Source organism: Flavonifractor sp. DFI.6.63, assembly GCF_024462255.1.
Taxonomy (GTDB): domain Bacteria; phylum Bacillota; class Clostridia; order Oscillospirales; family Oscillospiraceae; genus Lawsonibacter_A; species Lawsonibacter_A hominis.
Genome location: NZ_JANGBE010000001.1, coordinates 159,025 through 180,688 on the forward strand (window position 1 = coordinate 159,025; position 21,664 = coordinate 180,688).

At 61.8% G+C, this 21,664-nt stretch carries 19 protein-coding genes; 10 read left to right on the forward strand and 9 right to left on the reverse strand.

What is annotated here, in order from left to right:
• The first annotated feature begins 290 nt into the window (after positions 1 to 290).
• The 3 genes from NE547_RS00680 to NE547_RS00690 all read left to right on the forward strand — a co-directional run bounded on the left by NE547_RS00680 (position 291) and on the right by NE547_RS00690 (position 4,579).
• Complete coding sequence (locus NE547_RS00680; protein WP_256174494.1) at positions 291 to 2,207, forward strand: sigma 54-interacting transcriptional regulator; 1,917 nt, start codon at positions 291 to 293, stop codon at positions 2,205 to 2,207.
• A gap of 225 nt (positions 2,208 to 2,432) precedes the next feature.
• On the forward strand, positions 2,433 to 3,644 hold the full coding sequence (locus NE547_RS00685) for a CaiB/BaiF CoA-transferase family protein (RefSeq protein ID WP_256174495.1): 1,212 nt from the start codon (positions 2,433 to 2,435) through the stop codon (positions 3,642 to 3,644).
• A gap of 14 nt (positions 3,645 to 3,658) precedes the next feature.
• Positions 3,659 to 4,579 carry a hydroxymethylglutaryl-CoA lyase gene (locus tag NE547_RS00690; RefSeq protein WP_256174496.1) on the forward strand — a complete coding sequence of 307 codons (921 nt, stop codon included), beginning with the start codon at positions 3,659 to 3,661 and terminating at the stop codon, positions 4,577 to 4,579.
• A gap of 95 nt (positions 4,580 to 4,674) precedes the next feature.
• Here NE547_RS00690 and NE547_RS00695 read toward each other — a convergent pair whose 3' ends face one another.
• The 8 genes from NE547_RS00695 to NE547_RS00730 form a co-directional block, all read right to left on the reverse strand.
• Positions 4,675 to 4,956, reverse strand: a complete 282-nt coding sequence (locus tag NE547_RS00695) for an SDR family oxidoreductase (RefSeq protein ID WP_370866805.1) — start codon at positions 4,954 to 4,956, stop codon at positions 4,675 to 4,677.
• Positions 4,931 to 6,295 (reverse strand): MFS transporter, encoded by a 1,365-nt coding sequence (locus tag NE547_RS00700; RefSeq protein WP_207723731.1) that lies wholly within the window; start codon positions 6,293 to 6,295, stop codon positions 4,931 to 4,933. The genes NE547_RS00695 and NE547_RS00700 overlap by 26 nt, the downstream gene beginning before the upstream one ends.
• A 186-nt stretch (positions 6,296 to 6,481) precedes the next feature.
• A complete protein-coding gene (locus NE547_RS00705) occupies positions 6,482 to 7,267 on the reverse strand; it encodes an enoyl-CoA hydratase/isomerase family protein (RefSeq protein WP_186907453.1) in 786 nt (261 codons plus the stop codon).
• A gap of 141 nt (positions 7,268 to 7,408) precedes the next feature.
• A complete protein-coding gene (locus NE547_RS00710) occupies positions 7,409 to 8,866 on the reverse strand; it encodes a sigma-54-dependent Fis family transcriptional regulator (RefSeq protein WP_186907452.1) in 1,458 nt (485 codons plus the stop codon).
• A 153-nt stretch (positions 8,867 to 9,019) separates the two neighbouring features.
• The gene (locus NE547_RS00715; RefSeq protein WP_186907451.1) at positions 9,020 to 10,324 is read right to left on the reverse strand and encodes an MFS transporter; all 1,305 of its coding nucleotides are present in this window, start codon (positions 10,322 to 10,324) and stop codon (positions 9,020 to 9,022) included.
• 57 nt (positions 10,325 to 10,381) lie between these two features.
• Positions 10,382 to 11,515, reverse strand: a complete 1,134-nt coding sequence (locus tag NE547_RS00720; protein WP_256174497.1) for a zinc-binding dehydrogenase — start codon at positions 11,513 to 11,515, stop codon at positions 10,382 to 10,384.
• A gap of 261 nt (positions 11,516 to 11,776) precedes the next feature.
• Entirely contained in the window at positions 11,777 to 12,562 is a 786-nt protein-coding gene (locus NE547_RS00725; RefSeq protein ID WP_256174498.1) for an enoyl-CoA hydratase/isomerase family protein, read from the reverse strand.
• A gap of 15 nt (positions 12,563 to 12,577) precedes the next feature.
• Entirely contained in the window at positions 12,578 to 14,041 is a 1,464-nt protein-coding gene (locus NE547_RS00730) for a 4-hydroxyphenylacetate 3-hydroxylase family protein (RefSeq protein ID WP_256174499.1), read from the reverse strand.
• Positions 14,042 to 14,494: 453 nt separating this feature from the next.
• Here NE547_RS00730 and NE547_RS00735 point away from each other — a divergent pair, with 453 nt between their 5' ends.
• The gene (locus NE547_RS00735) at positions 14,495 to 15,919 is read left to right on the forward strand and encodes a sigma 54-interacting transcriptional regulator (protein WP_186907447.1); all 1,425 of its coding nucleotides are present in this window, start codon (positions 14,495 to 14,497) and stop codon (positions 15,917 to 15,919) included.
• A gap of 210 nt (positions 15,920 to 16,129) precedes the next feature.
• Here NE547_RS00735 and fabG read toward each other — a convergent pair whose 3' ends face one another.
• Positions 16,130 to 16,870 carry a 3-oxoacyl-ACP reductase FabG gene (fabG, locus tag NE547_RS00740; RefSeq protein ID WP_186907446.1) on the reverse strand — a complete coding sequence of 247 codons (741 nt, stop codon included), beginning with the start codon at positions 16,868 to 16,870 and terminating at the stop codon, positions 16,130 to 16,132.
• Between the two features lie 145 nt (positions 16,871 to 17,015).
• Here fabG and NE547_RS00745 point away from each other — a divergent pair, with 145 nt between their 5' ends.
• From NE547_RS00745 to NE547_RS00770, 6 genes are all read left to right on the forward strand, one after another.
• On the forward strand, positions 17,016 to 18,323 hold the full coding sequence (locus NE547_RS00745) for an acetyl-CoA hydrolase/transferase family protein (RefSeq protein ID WP_256174500.1): 1,308 nt from the start codon (positions 17,016 to 17,018) through the stop codon (positions 18,321 to 18,323).
• A 175-nt stretch (positions 18,324 to 18,498) separates the two neighbouring features.
• Positions 18,499 to 19,632 (forward strand): acyl-CoA dehydrogenase family protein, encoded by a 1,134-nt coding sequence (locus NE547_RS00750; protein ID WP_186907444.1) that lies wholly within the window; start codon positions 18,499 to 18,501, stop codon positions 19,630 to 19,632.
• Entirely contained in the window at positions 19,632 to 20,051 is a 420-nt protein-coding gene (gene fabZ, locus NE547_RS00755) for a 3-hydroxyacyl-ACP dehydratase FabZ (protein WP_256174501.1), read from the forward strand. The genes NE547_RS00750 and fabZ overlap by 1 nt, the downstream gene beginning before the upstream one ends.
• Positions 20,052 to 20,282: 231 nt before the next feature.
• Positions 20,283 to 21,020 (forward strand): 2-oxo acid dehydrogenase subunit E2, encoded by a 738-nt coding sequence (locus NE547_RS00760; RefSeq protein ID WP_186907442.1) that lies wholly within the window; start codon positions 20,283 to 20,285, stop codon positions 21,018 to 21,020.
• Between the two features lie 4 nt (positions 21,021 to 21,024).
• Positions 21,025 to 21,387, forward strand: a complete 363-nt coding sequence (locus NE547_RS00765; RefSeq protein WP_186907441.1) for a Lin0512 family protein — start codon at positions 21,025 to 21,027, stop codon at positions 21,385 to 21,387.
• A 32-nt stretch (positions 21,388 to 21,419) separates the two neighbouring features.
• On the forward strand, positions 21,420 to 21,659 hold the full coding sequence (locus NE547_RS00770; protein WP_186907440.1) for a biotin/lipoyl-containing protein: 240 nt from the start codon (positions 21,420 to 21,422) through the stop codon (positions 21,657 to 21,659).
• The last annotated feature ends 5 nt before the right edge of the window (positions 21,660 to 21,664 follow it).

Below are 21,664 nucleotides of genomic sequence, written 5' to 3' on the forward strand. Positions count from 1 at the left end.
CAATTCTCTCTTCTTTTGATTGGACGCACCGCTGCGCATACGGGCATCCCGCGCCAAACGGGCCCAGGCACAAGATTCGCTTTGTCAAGACGATTATGACTTTAGCAAAGCCAGTGCCAACTTTCCAAAAGCGGCGCAATCCCTTCCAACCGCCGGATATCATGCGGGATATCCAGAGGCTCGCCCTTTCGGACGGGTATACTGGCGTAAAGATAAATTAACGCCAGTTTACATTTTCTTGCCTTTTGAAGCGGTATGCTTTATACTCTTGGCAAAAGGAGGGGGTCCCTATGGCTTATTGTATCGGTTTTATCGTCACCGAGGAGGCAGAGAGCGAGATCATTACCCAGGAGGTCTTCCCGGCGGAGGTCGCCCGGCGGGAGGTGCTGGTGCAGACGGTGCGGCCCGGCGAGACGGAAGAGGCCGCCCAAAACCTCCTCCGCGCAGGCGCGCAGGCCCTGGTGGCCCGGGGCGGCAACTTCCGGGACCTGCAAAAGAGCGTCTCCGATGTGCCGCTGGTGGAGCTGGTCATGCGCACGCCGGATGTGCTTCAGGCGCTGAACGGCAGGGTGGAGGACTACGACCAGATCTGGCTGGTGCTCTCCAAATTCGTCCGATTCGATTTCGACAGCTGCCGCGCCCTGCTCCCCGCCAAGGTCCACTGCTTCCGCTACGGGCCGGTGGAGGAGATGCTGGCGTTTCTCGCCTCTCTGGACGCCCCGCTCAACACCCTGATCATCGGCAGCGGTTTCGTGCTGGAGCCCGCCCGCCTGCGGGGCTTTCACGCAGTGCAGATCCGCAACAGCCCGGACGGCGTGCGGGAGAGCTGCACCGATGCCCGCAACATCCTGCGCGAGCGCGACAAGGAGGCCGCCAAGGCCCGGCAGATCGCCACCATCCTCTCCAACATCGAGGACGGCGTGGTGGTGCTGGACGCCAGAAACCGGGTCACACTGTGCAACCGGAAGGGCGAGGAGCTGCTGGGCCTTTCCTTTGCCCGGCTGAAGGGGAGGGAGCTGACCGCCCTGCTCCCCGCCTTTGCTCCGGTGCAGGAGGCCTACCGGCTGGGGAAGCGCTCCGAGCAGCTGGTGCAGACCCAGGAACACTCCCTCTCGGTGAATATGAGTCCCGTCACCGATCTGTCCGACGGCGTACCGGTGGGCGGCGTGCTGCTCACCCTGCGGGACGTGACCAAGCTGCAGGAACTGGAGAAAAACCTCCGCTTCCAGCTGAGCAAAAAGGGGCTGACCGCCCGCTACCGCTTTGAGGACATTTTAACAAAAGAGGAGTCCATGCACGGCCTGATCCAGTGGGCAAGAGACTGCGCCCGCAGCGACAACACCGTGATGATCTACGGCGAGAGCGGAACCGGAAAGGAGCTCTTCGCCCAGTCCATCCATAACGCCAGCCCCCGGAGGGACTATCCCTTTGTGGCCGTCAACTGCGCGGCCCTGACGGAAAACCTGCTGGAGAGCGAGCTGTTCGGCTATGTGGCCGGCGCCTTTACCGGGGCCCGGAAGGAGGGCAAGGCAGGCCTGTTCGAACTGGCTCACCGGGGCACCATCTTCCTGGACGAGGTCAACAGCATGTCCCCCAGCACCCAGGCCAAGATCCTCCGGGTCATTGAGCAGAAGGAGGTCATGCGGCTGGGCTCGGACTATATCATACCATTAGATGTACGCATCATTACAGCGGCAAATGAAAATCTGATCCAGATGGTGAAGCGGGACGCCTTCCGGCGTGATCTGTTCTTCCGGCTCAATGTGCTGGAGGTGCGGATACCACCCCTGAACCAGCGGCCGAAGGATATCCTCTTCCTGTTTCGCAGCTTCGTCTCCCAGCTCCAGGGCCGCCCCCTGCGGGAGGTGAAGCTCTCTCCGGAGCTGGAGCGCGCCCTGCTGGAGCACAACTGGTGGGGCAACGTGCGGGAACTGCGCAACGCCGCCCAGCGCTATACCGTCCGCGGCAGCGGCGCAGGGGACGACCTGGAGGCTCTGTTCCCCGAAAGTCCCGACGGGGCCGAGCCGGCTCTGGTGGACGACGACCTGCACCTGGACCTGCGGGAGCTGGACCGGGTGGTGGAGGGGCTGGTCATCCAGTCCCTGTTCAACCGGGGCCTCACCAAGACCCAGACCGCCAAGGCGCTGGGCATCAGCCGCACCGCCCTGTTTAAAAAGCTGGAAGGGCAGAAGGAGCGCCAAACATAAATAACGGAGCGCGGGCAAGCCGTAGGCTTGCCCGCGCTCCGTTATTTCAAAACCGTTAACCAGTGTTAAGAAAACAAAACATTTGCTCCGGCCGCCCACTCCTGCTTTCCTTCAGACCCGTTCTGTTTTCAAGCGTTTCCCGCCTTTTCCAGACTTGGCACGCTGTTTGCGATGAACCTGGGTGAGCATCAATTCCAAGCAACGGAAAGGCAGGATGAAAAAAGAATGAGCGAGCGTTTGTTAGACGGTATCCGGGTACTGGACTTCACTCAGTTCCTGGCAGGCCCCTATTGCAGTCAGTTCCTGGCCGACATGGGCGCCGAGGTCATCAAGGTGGAAAATTTGAAGAGCGGCGGCGACTTTGTCCGCAACGCCCAGCCCCGCGAGCCGGAGGGCGGCCTGAGCATGTATTTCGGCAACCTCAACCGCAACAAGAAGGGCGTGGCCCTGGACCTGAAGAGCGCCGGGGGCAAGGAGCTGTTCGCCAAGCTGGTCGCCTCGGCCGACGTGCTGGTGGAAAATATGCGCCCCGGCGTCATGGCCAAGCTGGGCTTTGGCTATGAGGCGTGCCGGCGCCTCAACCCCGCGCTGATTTTCGCTTCAGTCTCCGGCTTTGGCCAGTATGGTCCCAACTCCTACCGGCCGGGCTACGATCTGATCGCCCAGGCCATGGGCGGCTCCATGAGCATCACCGGCTGGCCGGGCAGCGAGCCCACTCGGGCTGGCATGGCCATCGGCGACCTGATGGCGGGTCAAAACCTCTGCATCGCCATCTGCGCCAGCCTCTACAAGCGCCGGGAGACCGGAAAGGGCCAGCAGATCGACGTGGCGCTGGTGGACTCCATTTTCTCCGGCATGGAGGCCAAGATTATGAACTACCTCTACGGCGGCAAGATGCCCGAAAAAACCGGCAACCGCTATATCACCTCCGCCCCCTACGATTCTTACCGGGCCAAGGACGACTACTATGTGATCGCCAGCGGGACGGACGCCCACTTCATCAAATTCTCCGCCGGGATGGGCATGCCCGAGCTGGCCCGGGATCCCCGCTTCTGCGATACCCCCAGCCGGAACCAAAACTGGGAGGCCCTCAAACAGATCATCAACGACTGGTCGTCCGACAAGACCGCCGCGGAGTGCGTCGCGCTCATCGACAGCTGGGGTATCCCCGCCGCCCCCATCTACAACTGCGCCCAGGCCTGCGCCGACGCGAACATCACCCAGGTGCGGGAGATGCTCGTGAAGGTCCCCCGGCCCCACGACGGCCGTGAGGGAACGCTCACCGTCATCGGCAATCCCATCAAAATGAGCGAATACCCCTGTCAGTACACCAAAGGCGCGCCCCTGCTGGGCGAGGACAACGCGTCGATCTTCCGGGCGCTTGGCTTCAGCGACGAGCAGCTGGCCGCCTACCGCGCCCAGGGCGCAATAAACTGAGAGGGGCGAACGCGATGAAACTTCCGGAACAGGTCGAGATCACCGAAGTCTGCCCCCGGGACGGCTGGCAGAACTTCAAGACCTTCCTGCCCACCGAGACCAAGGTGGCGTACATCAAGAAAATGATGGACACGGGCATCCGCTCCATGGAGATCACCAGCTTTGCCCACCCGAAGTGGGTGCCCCAGTTCGCCGACGCGGCCGAGGTGGCCCGGGCGGTGACGGGCTATGCCGGGGAGCGGGGCGTAAGCCTCTCCTGCCTGGTGCCCAACACCCGCGGCATGCTACGGGCCCGGGACGCGGGGCTGAGCAACATCTGCTTCGTGCTCTCCGCCAGCGAGGCCCACAATCTGCGCAACTCCAACAAGCCCATCGCCGATTCGATGGAGGACTTCCAGCGCTCGGCGGCGGAGGCCCACGGCCTCAACGTGCAGCTGGCTATCTGCTGCGTCTTCGGCTCTCCCTTTGGGGACGAGGTGCCCGTGGAACGGGTGGCCTGGATCATCCGCGAGGCCCAGGCCCTGGGCGTGACCCGCATCGGTCTGGCTGACTCCGGCGGCAACAGCGACCCCAACACCACCCGCCGGGTACTGCGCGGGCTGCAGGATCTGGGCATCGACACCCGCGATATGGCCATCCACCTCCATGACACCCGCGGCCTAGGCCTGGCCAACGCCTACGCCGCCATGCTGGAGGGCTCCTGGCGGTTCGAGTCCTCTCTGGCCGCCATGGGGGGCTGTCCCTTTATCCCCGGCGCCAAGGGCAATATCAGCACCGAGGACCTGATCTACCTCTGCCGCCAGATGGGCGTGCACACCGGCCTGGATCTGGAGAAAACGACGGCGCTGTCCCTGGAGATGAGCCAGTCCATCGGCCACCCCATTACCAGCAGCATGGCAAACGTCTTTCACAACGGGGACCTATGCAGCCGGTAGCCGCCCAAAACGCAAACACCGCCCCGGCGCGCCTTTTCCGGCATGCATCGGGGCGGTGTTTCCGCCGAAAGCGCCGCCTGCCTCCCGTGCGGAGCTTACAGGCCCTTTCCGCCGTCGGCACGGATGATCGCACCGTTGAGGTAGCTCGCCCGGTCCGAGGCGAGATAGCACACCACGTCTGCGATCTCCTGGGGCTCGGCCGGCCGGGCCATTGGACCTAGGATCGCAGGGTCGATGGTCTTCAGGATGTCTCCGATCATCTTGGTATTGATGGCTCCGGGGCAAACGGCACAGACCCGGATCCCCATAGGGCCGTACTCGGTGGCCGCGTTTATTGAAAACGGCCCCAGCTCACAGGGTGTCTCCCGCTTTGATATCCCGGAACAGCAGCGCGAAGATCAGCATGACCACGGCGCAGAGAACCGGCATCCGGAACAGGGCCGCCATGGTGGGATCTCCGGCCAGCTGAGCGCCGTAGATGCCGCTGGCGATCGTGTTGCCCAGCACGCCGCCTGCCCCCATGAACGCCATTCCCCCCGCCAGTTCATCCGGCTTGAGGACTTTCATGGGATAGGTATAGGGGACGATCTGCTGCACGCCGTTGACCATGCCGTAGAACAGCGAGGCCAGGACCACGAGCACCAGGCCCATCAGCGGGGTGGCCGAGCCGGTCATGGCCCAGTAGAGCACGCCGCCCACAATGGAGGAGAGCGACCAGAAGACGGTCATCCCCTTATAGCGCCCGTTCTTTGCCGCAAGGCTGCCAAATACGACCGACAGGACCGTGGCGATCACGAGGGCGGGCAATGTGACGAAGCCGGCCACAGTGCTGTTGTAGCCCAGAACATACTGCACATAGGTGGGGACATAGTTATTGGCCGCATTGCCCAGAGAATAAAACAGGCTGACCATAAAAATGGCGAGGTAGAATTTGTTGCCCAGCAGCTTGGCCGGATAGATGGGGTTTTCCGCCTTGCGCTCCACCAGCACCAGGGCCGCCAGTCCGGCGAGCGCCACCGCAAGCAGCGTCAGCAGCAGGGGAGAGGTCCAGCCGTACGTGCTGCCCCAGTTCATGGCCAGGGAGAAGGGGATCAGCATAACAAAAGTGGCAATGCAGCCGCCCACGTCGATGGCGCTGTGCTCTCCCGCCTGTTTGGGGACATTGGGCAGCCCGATCAAGCAGAAGATCGCGCCCACCGCCAGGATGGGCAGGGAGACATAGAACTGTACCCGCCAGTTGACGGCGCACAGGATGCCCGCCACAGGAGAGCCCAGGATCATGGCCACCGTGGACAGGGCCTGGGCGATCCCCGAATAACGGGGTGCGTCGCTCTGCCCGAACAGATCGGAGATCAGCACAAAGATATTGGAGACGAACAGTCCCCAGGCAAAGCCGCTGACCGTGCGCGCGATGGTAAACACCCAGAAGGAAGGGGCAAAGGCCGCCACCGCATAGGAGATGATATACAGTACCAGCGCGCTCAGAAAGAGCTGCCGGTGGCCCGCCTTATCGCTGAGTTTTCCGCTGATGGGGATCGCCACGCAGCGGGCCACGCTCTCCAGGGTGAAGATCATCCCCACCGAGGCGATGCTGTCGAAGTATCCCGCCACCGAGTAGCCGTAAACGCCCACGCCGCAGATCAAGAACATGGTCATGAAATTGACGATCAGTATCCCGATGAATGCAAGTTTTCTTTTTCCGCTGTTTCCTGTCATAGTGCAGCCTTCCTTTCCAATCCGTCTCAAGTATGCCGCCGCTTGGCGGCGCTCTCCACAGTTGTTACTATAGCAAACGCCATGCCAACGGATTTCCCGCTGATTCCGCCGGTTTTCCCCGCTTTGTGTATCTCTTTCGGAAACACCGTATAAAAAGTATACCCTTTGCAGCGCCTGTGGAGGGCTTCAGCGGTTGCGGAATACGGGCGGGCGTTTCTCCACAAACGCCTGCGCGCCCTCCTGCTTGTCGCCCGTTCCGCACAGCAGCGCGATTCCGCGGTTCTCAAAGCGCAGGCCCTCCTCCAGGCCGTGCTCCATGGCGCAGGCAACGCTTTTTTTGATCTGGGCCACCGCGATGGGCGCCCGCCGGGCGATGGTCTGCGCCAGTTCCAGGGCGGCGTCCAGGCTCCCGCCCGCCGGAGCCAGTTCATCCGCCAGCCCGGCCCGCAGCGCCTCCTGCGCCGTAATGGGAAGGCCGGTGTACATCATTTTTTTTGCAAATCCGGGTCCCACCAGCCGGGGCAGGCGCTGGGTGCCGCCATAGCCCGGCTGCATGCCCAGGGTACATTCCGGCAGCGCGACTCTGGCGCGCTCGTCAAAAATGCGGACATCGCAGGCCATGGCCAATTCCAGCCCCCCGCCGAAGGCGCTGCCGTTTACCGCGCAGAGGACAGGCCTGGGAAAGCGTTCGATCCTTCGGTAGACCTGAGAGCCAAACCGGCAGTTCTCACTTCCGGTGGCGCTGGTCCAGGTCTGAAACTGCTTGATGTCCGCGCCGGCACAGAACAGTTTGGGCAGGGCGCTGCTCAGGACCACAGCGCGCAGGTCCGTGTGAAACTCCAGCGTCTGAAACGCTTCGTCCAGCTCCTCCAGCAGGGCGCGGGTAATGACGTTGACCGGCGGCGCGTTGAGCAGCAGCGTGCATACCCCCTTTTCCTCTGTACAGACAAGGGTACGAAACGTCCGCTCCATAGGGCATCGCTTCCTTTCCGTTGTGATGATGTTCTATGGAAGAGAAAGCAAATCCCATACCAAGTCCCGCCGCCGCCCTGGGGCGCCAAGGAAAACGGCGCCGCCGCACAACCAAGGTGCGGCGGCGCCGGACAGCGTTTCTCAGCGCAGGTTATATTTGTCCAGTTTCATATAAAAGTTCCGTTTGGAGATGCCCAGGATCTCGATGGCCCGGGCCTTATTGCCGCCGGTCAGGCTGAGGACCGCCTGAATGGTGTCCCGTTCCGTCTTTTCCAGAATATCCTGAAGCCGGTAATTTTCCGCGTTCTTTTTGCTGCGGCGGTTCCGGCAGTCGGCGACCTGGTGGGGCAGGACTTCCGTGGAAATGATCTCGTCCGTACTGAGCACCGACATGCGCTCCACACAATTTTTCAATTCCCGGATATTGCCCGGCCAGGTATAATCGCAGAGCAGCTCGGTCACCGCACTGGAGAAGGAGCGGTCTCCCCCGTACTGCTCCTGAAGTTCCTGCAGGAAGTGGTTGGCCAGCACCGGGATATCGCTTCTGCGTTCCCGGAGCGGCGGCAGATTCAGCGGGATGACGCTGATGCGGTAGTACAGGTCCTCCCGGAACGTGCCCTCCTCCACCATGGCCTCCAGATCCCGGTTGGTGGCCGTGATGAGCCGGAAATCCAGTTTGATGGTCCTGGTCGCGCCCACACGGGTGATCTCATGCTCCTGCAGCGCCCGCAGCAGCTTAACCTGCATGGACATCGGCATCTCGCCGATTTCGTCCAGGAACAACGTGCCGCCGTTGGCCAATTCAAACTTGCCCGGGTTCCCGGTGGCCTTGGCCCCGGTAAAGGCCCCCTTCTCATAGCCGAACAGCTCGCTCTCCAGCAGCGTCTCCGGGATGGCCGCGCAGTTGACTTTGATGAGGGGGCCGCCGGCATAGGGACTGCTGTAGTGGATGGCCTTGGCCAGCACCTCCTTGCCGGTCCCGCTCTCGCCGGTCAGGCAGACCGCCGCATTGGAGCGCGCCACCTGGGCAGCAGTGCGCAACACCGCCACAAAGGCCCGGGAGGAGCCGATCACCGAACGGAAGGGCAGGGGGAGCTGGGTCTTTGCATCCAGCTCCCGCCGCAGCTCGTCGGCCAGGGTCCTGTAGCGGTTCATCTCGTGATTCATCTGGGCGATCTGCGCCGTGTCCCGGCTGAGGATGACGGCGCCTAAGAGCTCGTCCTCCTCCAGTTTCAGCGGGATGATGTCGGAGAAGGTGGTGAGCACGTCGCCGCAGAGGGAGTAGTACTTCAGCTTGGGCCGCTGCCGTTCCAGCACATCCAGAATCGGGAGTACATCCGTCTGGTCCTTCATCTCCGTCAATTTATAACTGGTGATCTCCTCCGGCCGGACCCCGGCGGCGCTCAGATTTGCGGAAAAGGTCCTCAAATAGCTGCTGTTCACGTATACGACCCGGGTGTCCCGGTCTACGATGATGACCGGCTCCTCAATGGCATCCAGCGCGCGGAAGAGCATCTCACGGCTCCGATCCCGGGGCTGGTGCCAGAGGGGGCTGTCCTGAAAACGATAGGAATACTCCTGCTGGTGCTCCTGAGCCATTGCGCTACCTCCCGAGCTTTTATTTTGGCGGAATTACATAAAATAGAGGGGCCTTTACCTGCTATTATAGCACAGATTGCCGCAGCAGAAAAGAGGGAGGCCCCAACAGCCATCCGCTGCCGGGGCTCCCTCTGTCGGGCGGGAAAAGGCTGGTCACTGCGCAGCCTTGGCTTGATACTTGGCCAGCATTTTTTCGGACACCTTGGGCGGCTTCAGGAACAGGAGAACCGCCACTGAAATGACGACGCCGAATACAGCCGCCACATAATAGGCATTGGACAGGGAGCCGAATTGGGTCAGCGCCCAGCCGCACACCGCCGAGGACGCCGCGCCGATCAGGGTGAGCAGCACGTTGCAGTAGGGCTGGATGCCGGCGTAGTTCTTGGCGCCGAAATAGGAGACCAGAGTGTTCATCACCGCGCAGATGATGGGGCCGTTGGGGGCGCCCGCCACAATCATGGAAAGCACCATCAGCGGCATACTGCCGCTCCTGGCGGCTACATCGAAGAGTACGCAGCCCACGGACGCCACCACGCCGATCAGCACCAGGGCGATCTTGGGGTTCATCCGGTCGGTAAGCGGGCTGAGGATCAGGCTGCCGACCAACAGTGCGCCGCTCATGATGGAGACCGCGCTGGCCGCGGTTATGTCGGCAAACCCGTTCATAATCAGGTGCGTCATTCCAAAATACTGTACGGCACAGTAGCCAAACACCGTGCTGCCCCAGGCCAGGCCCACGATCCACAGCTGCGGGCAGCGGACGGCGTCTTTGATCTCCCAGTCGACGGGAGACTTATAGCCCTGATAGACCCTGCGCGCCTTTCCCGGCTTGGCGGGCTTCCCCTCTGCCGGACCGCCGTCCATCTCCAGGCCCAGTTCGGAGGGATGGTCCCTCATAAAGATCATCTGAGGAATCGCGGTAATCAGCATCAGCAGCACCGCCATAATAATGAGGGCGCTTTTCCAGCTGAAGTTCAGGAACAGCCAGGTGATGATGGGCGGAAACACCACGCCGCCCAGTGCGCCCAGCGCCTGGACATAACCGCCCTGTTCCCCCCGGCGGCGGTCCCACCAGTTGTTGACCGCGGTAAAGCAGGCCAGCTGGTCGTTGAACAGCATGCTGAAGCTGACGGCAACGCCGTATACAAAAATAAACACGATCGGGGAATCCACCCAACCGGTGAGGGCAAGGAAAATCGCCGTGATGGTGGTCGTCCAGAAAATACACTTGCGGGGGCCGATCTTCATCAGCAGCAGCCCCACCAGCGGCAGGCCCAGTCCCAGGACGGACTTGAGCGTATAGGTGAAACTGACCTGGGCGGCATCCCAGCCCTTTACCAAAAGGACCTGGCTGACGATTGTGCCCGCAGAAGCAGACAGCAGGCCGTTGGAGCCGAAATAGGTCAGGCCGGCCAGCAGGGTGACGATCCACCCGTAATAGAGCTTCTTCTTTTGCATGGAAACACTCCTCTCATAATATCAGCTGAGGGATTGCCGAACAACGCTGAGACGGAATCAGTCCTGCTTATTGTAGGGGTAATCGGGGAACGCCGGGTCCACCTTGATGCACACCTTGCAGCTGTGCTTGGAATCCATGGACTTGTGGATGGCCTCGTCCAGCTGCTCCAGCGGGTAGACGTGGGTGATCAGATGCTCGGTGCGGAATTTGCCCTCGGCCATATACTGCACCGACTTTGCAAAGTTCCCCATCAGGCCGGGAATGACTTGAACGCCCTTCATCATCAGGTTGACCGGGTGGATCAGCGCCTTGTCGTCATCGCCGTATCCCGCGGCATAACACACTTTGCCGTTCTGTGTCACGATATCCATGGCCTCGGCCACACAGCCCATGTTGCTGGTGCACTCCACGGCGATGGTGGCGTTGCCGCAGGGCTTGGTAGAACGGTCATGGTAGGCGTACTCGCCGTAGCCCCAGATCTCAGCCATGGCATCATAAGCGCTCTTGCCCCGGGCGGGGTTGATGACGTAGTCCGCCCCGCTCTGCCTGGCCAGCTCCAGGCGGAAGTCGGATACGTCCACCACGGCGATCTCACACTGCTCGCATTCGGCCTTGAACGCCTGAATAAAGGACTGGCCGATGATGCCCGCGCCGTAGATCACGATCCGCTCGCCTCTGGGCTGGGGCTTGATGAGTCCTACGTTGCCGATGCCCACGCACATGGGCTCGCAGGTCGCGCCGACCATATCGTTGATGGAATCCGGCAGAGGATGTACGCTGACGCCCAGCTGGGCGTGGTGGATCACGGAGTATTCGGCAAACACGCCGTCCCGGCCGAAGCCCAGGCCGTATTTGGTGCTGTAGGGACACTCCCAGTCCTTTCCGCCGTTTTTGCACACCTCGCATTCGCCGCAGCCCTCAATGCTGGTGCCCATAAACCGCATCCCAACGGGGATGTCCTTTACCTGGTCTCCCACCTCCACCACGTAGCCGGTAAACTCGTGGCCGATAATGATGGGGGTGTGCTGCAGATAGTGCAGATCCCGATACGCCGGCAGATCGCCGCCGCAAACTGCCGCATAGCTGATTTTAAAAAGTATGTCCCTCGGTCCGATCTTCGGTATGGGGACTTGCTGATACACCAGCCTGCCAGGGCCCTCCAGGACCATAGCCTTCATTGTACCTTCCATGTTGGTTCCTCCCTTACTGCCATACTTCGCGTGCGGTACTGCGTTGTCCGCGCCGCCTTTTGTTTAAGCAAATAAAGTGCCAACTTTTTTCTTGCGAAAACGGCAGTATTTCGTTCAATTTGAGCCCACTTTCCTGGATCAATGGCCAAAATGTATATGTAAAAAAGGAAACAAGGTATAAATTATATACCATATCTCCAGGATAGAAACAAGCGGCAGCCGCGCACCGGCGCGGCTGCCGCTTGTTTTGGGAGCGGGGGTTCAGCGTCCCTTGAATACCGGTTTTTCCTTCCGGAAGAAGGCCTGGACGCCGATCTTATGATCTTCGCTCTGGAAGCAGATGGACTGTGCGTGGGGCTCCAGATCCAGCAGCTGCTCTAGGGTCATGTTGATGGAGTCGTTCATCACATTTTTGGCCATCCGCAGGGCGACCCGGGGGCCGTCCGCCAGACGCCGGGCCAGCTTTTGGGCCTCGTCCAGCAGCTGCTCATGCGGGACGACGCGGTTGACGATGCCCATCGCGCCGGCCTCCTCCGCGCCGATGGTACGCCCGGTGAAGACCAGTTCCTTGGCCCGCTGCAGGCCGACCAGCCGGGGCAGCGTATACAGCCCGGCCAGATCGGGGATCAGGCCTACATTGGCAAACGCCATACCGAACTTGGCCTTGTCGGAGGCCAGGATCAGGTCGGCCTGCATGGCGATGCAGAACCCGGCCCCTACCGCAAAGCCGTTGACGGCGGCGATGGTGGGCTTGGGCATGTTCAGAAAGGTCGTGACCATTTCCCGGAAGGACTTCATATAGTCATAACCCGCCTCCGCGGTGGGAAATCCCTCGTTCAGCTTCTTCAGGTCGCCGCCGGCGCAGAAGGCCTTCTCCGCCCCGGTAAGGATCACCGCGCCGACCGCGGGGTCTGCGGCCACATCCTTGTAGGCGGAGAGCAGTTCGGCGGAAAGTTCGTCCTCCAGCGCGTTCATCGCCTTGGGGTTGTTCATTTGGATTACGGCCACCCCGTCCGCTTTGGTGAGGATAATGGAATGATAAGACATCTTGCGTTTCCCTCCTTATTGGCCGCAGCAGGCGCCTTCGCAGTCCACCAGCTTTTGGGCCAGCTTCAGCTTCTCCTCCAGCTTGGCATCCCGGAGCATCATGATCCGCTGGGACTGGGGGGAGCCTGCGCCGTGCATGGATTCGACCACGGCGGTGCCCCCGCTCAGGGTCTCAACCAGGCGGTAAAGGCGGATCTTGTCCTCGGTACACATGCTCTCGTTGCCCGCCAGGTAGCGCTCGATCAGCGGTCCGATCTCCGGGTTGCGCAGATCGGCCTCGGCCGGCAGGGTGGCCAGCAGGCCGCCCACCAGGTCATGGGCAATGCGGTCGATCTCATAGACGAACTTGGTGGTGTTGTGCTTGGTGATGTTGGCCAGCATGGTATCCGCCCGCCAGGCGCCGGAGGGGGTGGGGCGTCCCTCGTAGGAACAGGCGATGGACCCGGCGTACAGGGTCTCGGTCAGGTTGATCATGTCGGCCATCTTGTCCCGCACGTGGCCCACACGCTCCACCCCGTTGACCTTGCAGATGCCGTATGTAGCGCCCAGGAGCACGTCGGCGATGCCGCCCTTGCAGGCGCCGTAGTTCTGCCGGTGCGCGGTGGCAAAGGCCTCCACAAACATCCCCGCGAATTCATACTCCTTGTACATGTACACATCCTTCCAGGGGATGAACACATCGTCGAACACGGCGATGCACTCGCCGCCCACGCAGGCATATTTGAAATTGCCCTGGTCGATGGGGTGCTCCGTGTCCAGCTTGCGGCCATCGTTGGTCTGGCGTCCGAAGATATAGGTAATACCCGGGGTGTTCACGGGGCAGGAGAAGACCACCGCGTAATCCTTGGCGTCCTCCTTCATGTTCTCGGTGGGGAAGACCATCAGCTCATGGGCGCCTGATACGCCGGTCAGGTGCGCCTTGGCGCCGCGGACCACGATGCCGTCCTCCCGCTCGGCCACCACGTGGACGAACAGGTCCGGGTCCCGCTGCTGGTTGGCCTTCTTGCTCCGGTCGCCCTTCACGTCGGTCATGCCGCCGATGGTGACCAGATTGTAATCCTGGAGGTAGACCAAAAACTGTTTGAAGCGCTCGTGGTAATCCGTGCCGTACTTCTGGTCGATCTCATAGGTGACGATGTAGGTCGCGTTGAGCGCGTCCATCCCGGCGCAGCGCTGGATGCAGCAGCCGGTCTGCTGGTTGAGGGCCCGCAGCATTTTTACCTTGGCCACCAGGTCGTCGGTGCTCTGGTGGATATGGTTGAAGCGGTTGATGGTATGGCCGGTCAGGTGGGACTTGACCGGAAAGGGCATCTCATAGGTCTTTGCCACGGCGTTGACATGGGGGACGAACAGGGGATGGTCGGGAATGCCGGTGATCTTTTCCCCCAGTGCCCAGATCTCGGTCTTCATGTCCCGCAGGCTCTGGACATACTCCTCCGCCGTTTCCAGCGGCTTTTTAAGTGTGGATATTTCTGACATTTTATTTACCTCCTCAATCATCGAAAGCCTTCTGCAACGGGAGCTTTCCTATTCTGTCCGGTATATAAGCAAACCGGGTGCCAACATTCGTTCTTTCCAAAAAACCGCCGCTTTTCAAGGCGGCCGCCCGTCTGAAGCGCCACCCAAGCCGATCCCGAATTTGCACCCGGTATAAAAAATAGCCCCCCGGCTATTTTTTACGCGCATACGCCGTCCCCGACGGCGTGCGCTTTGATTTTTAAGGCCACGGGCCGGGAATGAGCCGTTCCATCTCTTTTTACGGCATGCGTCCCCTCCCGAGCCGCCGTTAAGGGGTTCGGCCGCGCCGCCCGGCAAGTTCAGATCATTTTGCCTGCAAAACGATCTAAAGCACATCCGCATCCCGCAGAAAAGTGATGGATTGCATTTTTCCGGCGGGATGATACAATAGGACCAACAAAAGGAGGGATGCCTGTGGCGACCATTCCATCAGACGGTTCTCCCATGCTGGGGGAGCACATCTTTTCGGCGGAAGACGCCGCGTTTGAAAAACGCACGCTTCTGAATATCCTGGACAGCATCCACGAAAGCATCCTGATCATTGACGCCCAGACCCGGGTATGCTACGTCAACGACAGCTATCTGAAAATGTTCGGCATCCAGCGGGAGAAGATCATCGGCCGCCATCTGGCAAAATTTGAGCCTCTGGCCCGCATCCACGAGGTGCTGAAGACCGGCGTCCCCCTGACCGGGGATATTTCCCACATCCATTCCGCTCAGCTGGACGTGTGTGCGGACATCGTCCCCCTGTGTCAGGACGGGCGGATCATCGGCGCGCTGGCGCTGATGAAGAACATGACCGAGCTGGTCCAGACCAACCGGGAACTGGAACACTTCAAGCAGCTGAGCGAGCATCTCCAGAACGAGCTGGCCAGCAAGGACGACCTGCCCCCCGCCTTTCGCAATGTGCTGGGCCACAGCAAGTCTTTCGTAACCGTGCTGCGCACCGCCGCCCGGGCCGCCCCCAGCGAGGCCAGCATCTGCATCATGGGGGAGAGCGGCGTAGGCAAGGAGGTAGTGGCGGAGGCCCTGCACTACAGCAGCCGCCGCGCCGGCGGCCCGCTCATCAAAATCAACTGCGCCGCCATTCCGGAGAATCTGATGGAAAGCGAGCTGTTCGGCTATGAGGCCGGCGCCTTCACCGGCGCCCGGGCGGGGGGCAAGCCCGGAAAATTTGAGCTGGCGCAGCATGGGACCATCTTCCTGGACGAGATCGGAGAAATGCCTCTGACCATGCAGGTCAAACTGCTGCGGGCCCTTCAGGAGCACGAGATCACCCGGGTGGGCGGTTCCAGGCCCATCCAGCTGGATTTCCGCCTCATCACCGCCACCAACCGGGACCTGGCGGCTATGATGTCCGAGGGCTCCTTCCGGGAGGACCTGTACTACCGCATCAACGTCATCGCTCTGACGATCCCGCCCCTGCGGGAGCGGCGGGAGGACATCAACGTCTACGCCAGCCTCTTTCTGGAGGAACTGGGGCGGCAGTACGGCCGGACCTACCGCCTGTCTGCCGAAGCGCTGGACCTGCTCAACCGCTACTATTGGCCGGGCAATGTGCGGGAGCTGAAAAACTGCATGGAGCGCGCCGCCGTGCTGACCCCCGGCGACCTGGTGGACGTGGACCAGCTGCCCGCCAAGATGAAAAGCGGCGGAAGCGGCGCAGCCGCTCCGCCCCCGGGCCGTTACAAGCTGCGGGAGCTGCTGGAGCGCACCGAGCAGGAGGCCATTGAGAGCGCCCTGCGCTCCTGCGGAAACAACCGCAGCAAAGCCATGGACCTGCTGGGCATTTCCCGCCGCAATTTTTATCAAAAGCTGGAAAAATATCATTTGAATTGAGCCACCCCCTCGTTCGCGTACGCTTCGCAGAATTCACCCGCAGGGGCAGGCGGGAATCCCCCGGGGGACGGGCGTCGGAACGGACGTTTCTCAGGACGGATCGGGCGACGCTTTTACAAAAAATCGAGCCCTCCCCGTCCTGCATCCTTTCGGGACCGTCTGGAGAACAAAATCAGCCGCCGCACCGTTGGGTGCGGCGGCTGGTTCTGCTTACAGGATCAGCCCGCCGCTCACATCCAGCGTCTGTCCGTTGATATAGGCGGCCCGATCGGAGGCCAGGAAGGCCACTGCATCCCCCACCTCCTCCGGCCGGCCGCTGCGGCGGGCCGGGATGCGGCTGAGCATCCGTTCACGGGCGGCGTCCGGGACGCCCCGGGTCATATCGGTGTCGATAAAGCCCGGGCAGACCGTGTTGCAGGTCACCCCAAAGGGGCCCAGCTCCAGCGCGGCGGTCTGGGTGAGGGCCGCTACCCCGGCTTTTGCAGCGGCATAATTGGACTGTCCCAGATTCCCGTTCCGGGCCACCGAGCTGATATTGATGATGCGCCCGGAGCGCTGCGCGCGCATGACCTGCGCGGCGGAGCGGGTCAGATAAAAGACCCCGCTCAGATTGACCGCCAGCACCCGCTCCCACGCCTCGTCGCTGAGCCTGTGCAGCATCCCGTCCTGGTTGACGCCGGCGCAGCTCACCGCAATATCCAGCCGCCCCAGCCGTTCCAGGGCGATCTGGGTCAGCAGCCGGGCCGTCTCCGGCTGGGCGACGTCCCCCGCCGCCGTCACGCAGCGCACCCCCCAGCGCTCCGCCTGTGCACGGACCGGCTCCAGGTGCTCCTCCCGGGTGGCGTGGACCACCAGGTCCGCCCCCTCCCGCGCCAGCGCGCAGGCGATCCCCAGGCCGATGCCCCGGCTTGCTCCTGTCACGATGGCCGCCTTTCCCCGCAATAACTCCATAGATGGCGTTCCTCCTTTTCTGATCTGTTCTGGTTGGAAAGCAACCGCCGTGCCAACTTGTCTCCGGGGCGGAGAGTTGGCACGGCGTTTGCTTTGATGACTTGCAGGAGCAGAAAAGCCTCCAACCCAGAAAGGAAGTGCATCCATGGACTGGAAAACACAATATCAGGAAAAGCTGCGCACACCGGCGCAGGCCGTGCAGGTGGTCCGTAACGGGGACCGGATCTACGCGGGGACCTCGTCCAGCATCGCCTATCCGCTGATCGACGCCCTCTACCAGCGCAGGGACGAGCTGGAGGGCGTGGTGCTCTGCCACGGCATGATCAACCGCCAGCTGCCCATTTTTACCCCCGAGGCAAAGGGCCACTTTTCCACCACGACTTATTTTGCCGGCGCCGGGTGCCGCACCGGCATCCAGAACGGCCTGACTACCTTTACCTCCTTCCACCTCAGTCAGATCGACCTGTGGTGCCGCGAAGTCGCCCGGCCCAACATCGCGTTTTTGGAGGTGTCGCCGCCCGACGAGGCGGGCTACATGAGCTACGGCGCCTACGGCACCACGTTCCACGACTATGTCCGGGAACTGGCGGACACGGTGGTGCTTCAGGTCAACCCCAACGCGCCCTATGTTTACGGCGAAAAAAACAAGATCCATATCTCCCAGGCCGATATCGTGGTGGAGGCGGCGGACCAGTCGGACATGGTCCCCAACCTGCCCCTGGACGAGACGCTCGAGACGCTGTCCAGCCATATCGTCGCCCTGATCCCCGACGGCGCGACCCTGCAGCTGGGCCTGGGCGGGATCTCCAACGCGGTTGGCTTTGGCCTGCGGGAGAAAAACGACCTGGGCATCCACACGGAAATGTATACCGACTCCATGATGGAGCTGACCAAGCTGGGCGTGGTCACCAACCGGCGCAAGAGCTTTCTGCCGGGGAAGGCGGTGACCTCGTTTGCCCTGGGCACCCGGGCGCTGTACGATTACGTGGATCACAACCCGGACTTCCACTTCGCCCCCTTCTCCTTCGTCAACGATCCGTATACCATTGCCCGCAACGACAATATGATCAGCGTGAACACCGCTATGGCAGTGGACCTGTACGGCCAAGTGGCGGCCGACTGCCTGGGCGGCAAACAGCAGAGCGCCGTGGGCGGGCAGGTGGACTACGTCCGGGGCGCGCAGATGTCCAAAGGCGGCAAGTCCTTTATCGCGCTGACCAGCTCGCACCAAAAAAACGGCGTCTCCAGCAGCCGCATCGTCTCCTCCTTCCCGGCGGGAACGGCGGTGACCACCGCCCGGTCCGACGTACAGTACGTGGCCACCGAGTACGGCTGCGTCAACCTAAAGGTGCTGACCATGGGCGACCGGGCCCGGGCCCTGATTTCCCTGGCGCACCCGGCCTTTCGGGACGAACTGACCGAGGACGCCAAGCGGCTGGGCCTGCTGCCCTAACAAAAAGCGGCTACTTTTTAGACCCAAAGTGCAAAAAAAGAAACAATTTCTCCGCCCGAGCCCCTCTGGGCGCTCTGGTTCGGACGTTTCAATTTGGCATGCGGCTTGCAGGGTAAACAAGCAGCCGGATGCTTCACCCCAGCATCACAATCATTTTTTGAGGAGGAACACAACGATGGGATACATTCTGAACGAGGACCAGAAGAGTCTGGTCGCCATGGCGCATGATTTTTGTGAGAAGGAGATCAAGCCCTACGCCGCCCAGTGGGACCGGGACGGCGTCTTCCCACTGGAGAGCTACAAGAAGGCGATGGAGATCGGTTACCACTGTCTGGAGATCCCCGAGGAGTATGGCGGAGGCGGCATCGACTATGTGACCGTGGCGGCCGTCATGGAGGAATTCGCCAAGTACGACCTGGGCTTTGCCACCACCCTGATGGGCACGACCCTGAGCCTGAAGCCCGTGCTGATGCACGGCACCCCGGAGCAGAAGAAGATGTACGCCGACGTGATCGTGGGCGGCGGCCTGGGCGCCTTTGCCCTGACCGAGGCGGGCGCCGGGTCCGACGCCGCCGCCTGCCGCACCACCGCGGTCCGGGAGGGCGACGAGTACGTCATCAACGGCACCAAGTGCTTTATCACCAACTCCACCTATGCCGACATCTTTGTGGTGTTCGCCTCCACCAACCGGGACGCCGGCGTGAAAGGCCTGTCCGCCTTCATCGTGGAGCGCGACCGCGCGGGCTTCTCCGTGGACAAGCACGAGGACAAGATGGGCATCCGCACCTCCGATACCGCCTCTTTGGTCTTTGATAACGTGCGCATCCCCGCCGACCACCTGCTGGGCAAGGAGGGCGAGGGATTCAAATACGCCATGCAGACCCTGGATCTGGCCCGGCCCTTTGTGGCTGCCAGCGCCGTTGGCCTGGCCCAGCGGGCGGTGGACGAGGCGGTCAAGTATGCCAAGGAGCGCATCTGCTTCGGCAAGCCCATCGCCAAACTCCAGGCCATCCAGTTTATGCTGGCCGATATGGAGATCGGCGTTGAGACCGCCCGCCAGATGGTCATCCACACCCTGCAGCTGGCAGAGGCCCACCTGCCCTACGGCAAAGAGGCCGCCGTGGCCAAATGCTACGCCGGCGACGTGGCGTTCAAGGTGGCCGGGGACGCGGTGCAGGTGCTGGGCGGCTACGGCTACAGCCGCGAGTATCCGGTGGAGAAGCTGCTGCGGGACGCCAAGATCCTCCAGATCTACGAGGGGACCAACCAGGTCCAGCGGGTGGTCATCGCCGGTCAGCTGCTGCGCTGATGGTCCCGGCGGAAGACGTCCTGACGCTGCTGCCTCACCGCGCCCCCATGCTCATGGTGGACCGCGTGCTGGAGCTGCGGGAGGACGGGTGTACGGCGCTGAAAAACATATCCCATTCCGAACCCTGTTTTCAGGGGCACTTTCCCGGCAATCCCATTTTCCCCGGCGTCCTGATCATCGAAGCCCTGGCGCAGACCTGCGCCCTCTGGCTTAACCGCGACGGGAGCGGAATGCTTCCCATCTTCGCCGGGATCGCGTCGGCCTCCTTCCGGCGCAAGGTCCAGCCCGGCGACCGGCTGACGCTTTCCGCACGGTTCGTCTCGGAGCGGAAGGGGTTTTACACCTTTCGCTCCGAGGCGGCGGTAGAGGGGCAGTGCGCCTGCCAGGCCGAACTGGTGGTCTGCTATAAAGACGCATAGCTGCAGCCTTTGCAGCCTTCCTCACCCCGTGAACGGGACCGCCGGCGGCGGTCCCGTTCACCCTGTCCGGCGGTGTTTCCAAAGGATACACCGTCTAAAATGTAGAACCCCCTTTCCGTCCATGCGGCGGCAAACCGGGGCGGTACGAGCGCCCCGCCGCTTTTTGGAAATTGGCACGCCGTTTGCTTTTTAAAACGGCAGAACCCGAAATCAACGATTGGAGGAATGGCAATGGCACAGATCGACGAGCAGGGCAGAGCAATCCGTCAGGTCGTGCCGCTGGAGGGCATGCGCAAGGTGATCGCCGAGCGGATGACCTTCAGCAAGCACGAATATCCCCAAGGCACCGGCCAGGTCCACTTGGAGGTCAGCCGGGTCATGCAGTTCCGAAAGGAGCTGCTGGAGCAGAAGGGGATCAAGGTCTCTTTCGGCGATCTCTACGTCAAGGCGGCCGCCTGCGCCCTGGAAGAGAACATGGCCCTCAACGCGTCCCGGCAGAACGGGCAGATCATCTACTACGAGGATATCAACATCAACGTGTTGGCCTCCTTCAACGGCGTGCTGATGGAGCCCGTACTGGAACATGTGGACCGCAAAGATATCGAGGAGGTCTCCGCCGAGCTGAAAAAGACCTATGAATACCTGAAGAAGGGCAAGCTCATGCGGATCAAGCTGGAAGGGGGCACCTTCTCGGTCTCCAATATGGGCGGCTCGCTCATTGACAGCCAGCAGCCCTTCCTTTCCCCGCCCCAGGGGGCCATCATGGGCATCAACCGCAACCGCCGGGTCCCGGTGTTTGGAGAAGACGATGCCATCGTGCCCGCCAACCTGACCACCTTCGCCCTGACCATTGACCACGGCCTGTGCGACGGCAGCGAGGTGACCAGCTTCTTCACCTCCCTGGACAAGGTGCTTCAGGACCCCTGGACCTGGATGTACCATAAGCGCCCCGCCCCCGGGGAGGACTAGGGCCGTGGAACGCAAGCGGTATCTGATCGAGATCGGCACCGGCGTGGACATGCACGGCGGGGACATGACCGGCGCGGCGCTGAAAGCCGTCAAGGACGCCATGAGTCATTGCTGCATGGCGGGCGTGCGTGAGATCCATGGCGCCGGACCGGAACGGATCGCCCTGCGGATTAAAATCTGCTGCCCCAGACCGGAGGCGCTGGATCTGGAGGCGCTGCGCCAGCCGGTACGCTTTTATGACGACGTGGAGATCATCCCCGCCCCGGGCGGGGCTTCGGAAAAGGGGCTTCACGTGGCCGAGATGGGCGCGGGAGACACCCTGGTGGCTGCACTGGCCATCATTACCGTCTATTTAAAGTTTGAGTAACCCCAAAAAACAAAAAAAGGAGATTGAACCACATGAAACAGGAAATCAACATCCCCAAGCTCGGCTCCGAGATGAAGACCGGCCAGATCCTGGAATGGCACGTAAAGGTGGGCGACCACGTGGAGGAGGACCAGGAGCTCTGCGAGATCAAGACGGAGAAGATGAACGCCCAGGTGGAGTCTCTGTACGACGGCGTGATCACCGAGATTACCGGCCAGGTGGGCGAGACCTACGACGTAGGCGCTGTGATCGGCTACATTGAGGAGGACTGAGCCCT

Coding starts and splice junctions, on each gene's coding strand:
- NE547_RS00760 (WP_186907442.1), top strand. CDS start 20,283: ATGGCACAGATCGACGAGCAGGGCAGAGCAATCCGTCAGGTCGTGCCG.
- fabZ (WP_256174501.1), top strand. CDS start 19,632: ATGGTCCCGGCGGAAGACGTCCTGACGCTGCTGCCTCACCGCGCCCCC.
- NE547_RS00700 (WP_207723731.1), bottom strand. CDS start 6,295: ATGACAGGAAACAGCGGAAAAAGAAAACTTGCATTCATCGGGATACTG.
- NE547_RS00680 (WP_256174494.1), top strand. CDS start 291: ATGGCTTATTGTATCGGTTTTATCGTCACCGAGGAGGCAGAGAGCGAG.
- NE547_RS00745 (WP_256174500.1), top strand. CDS start 17,016: ATGGACTGGAAAACACAATATCAGGAAAAGCTGCGCACACCGGCGCAG.
- NE547_RS00685 (WP_256174495.1), top strand. CDS start 2,433: ATGAGCGAGCGTTTGTTAGACGGTATCCGGGTACTGGACTTCACTCAG.
- NE547_RS00720 (WP_256174497.1), bottom strand. CDS start 11,515: ATGGAAGGTACAATGAAGGCTATGGTCCTGGAGGGCCCTGGCAGGCTG.
- NE547_RS00710 (WP_186907452.1), bottom strand. CDS start 8,866: ATGGCTCAGGAGCACCAGCAGGAGTATTCCTATCGTTTTCAGGACAGC.
- NE547_RS00715 (WP_186907451.1), bottom strand. CDS start 10,324: ATGCAAAAGAAGAAGCTCTATTACGGGTGGATCGTCACCCTGCTGGCC.
- NE547_RS00725 (WP_256174498.1), bottom strand. CDS start 12,562: ATGTCTTATCATTCCATTATCCTCACCAAAGCGGACGGGGTGGCCGTA.
- NE547_RS00770 (WP_186907440.1), top strand. CDS start 21,420: ATGAAACAGGAAATCAACATCCCCAAGCTCGGCTCCGAGATGAAGACC.
- fabG (WP_186907446.1), bottom strand. CDS start 16,870: ATGGAGTTATTGCGGGGAAAGGCGGCCATCGTGACAGGAGCAAGCCGG.
- NE547_RS00730 (WP_256174499.1), bottom strand. CDS start 14,041: ATGTCAGAAATATCCACACTTAAAAAGCCGCTGGAAACGGCGGAGGAG.
- NE547_RS00705 (WP_186907453.1), bottom strand. CDS start 7,267: ATGGAGCGGACGTTTCGTACCCTTGTCTGTACAGAGGAAAAGGGGGTA.
- NE547_RS00750 (WP_186907444.1), top strand. CDS start 18,499: ATGGGATACATTCTGAACGAGGACCAGAAGAGTCTGGTCGCCATGGCG.
- NE547_RS00690 (WP_256174496.1), top strand. CDS start 3,659: ATGAAACTTCCGGAACAGGTCGAGATCACCGAAGTCTGCCCCCGGGAC.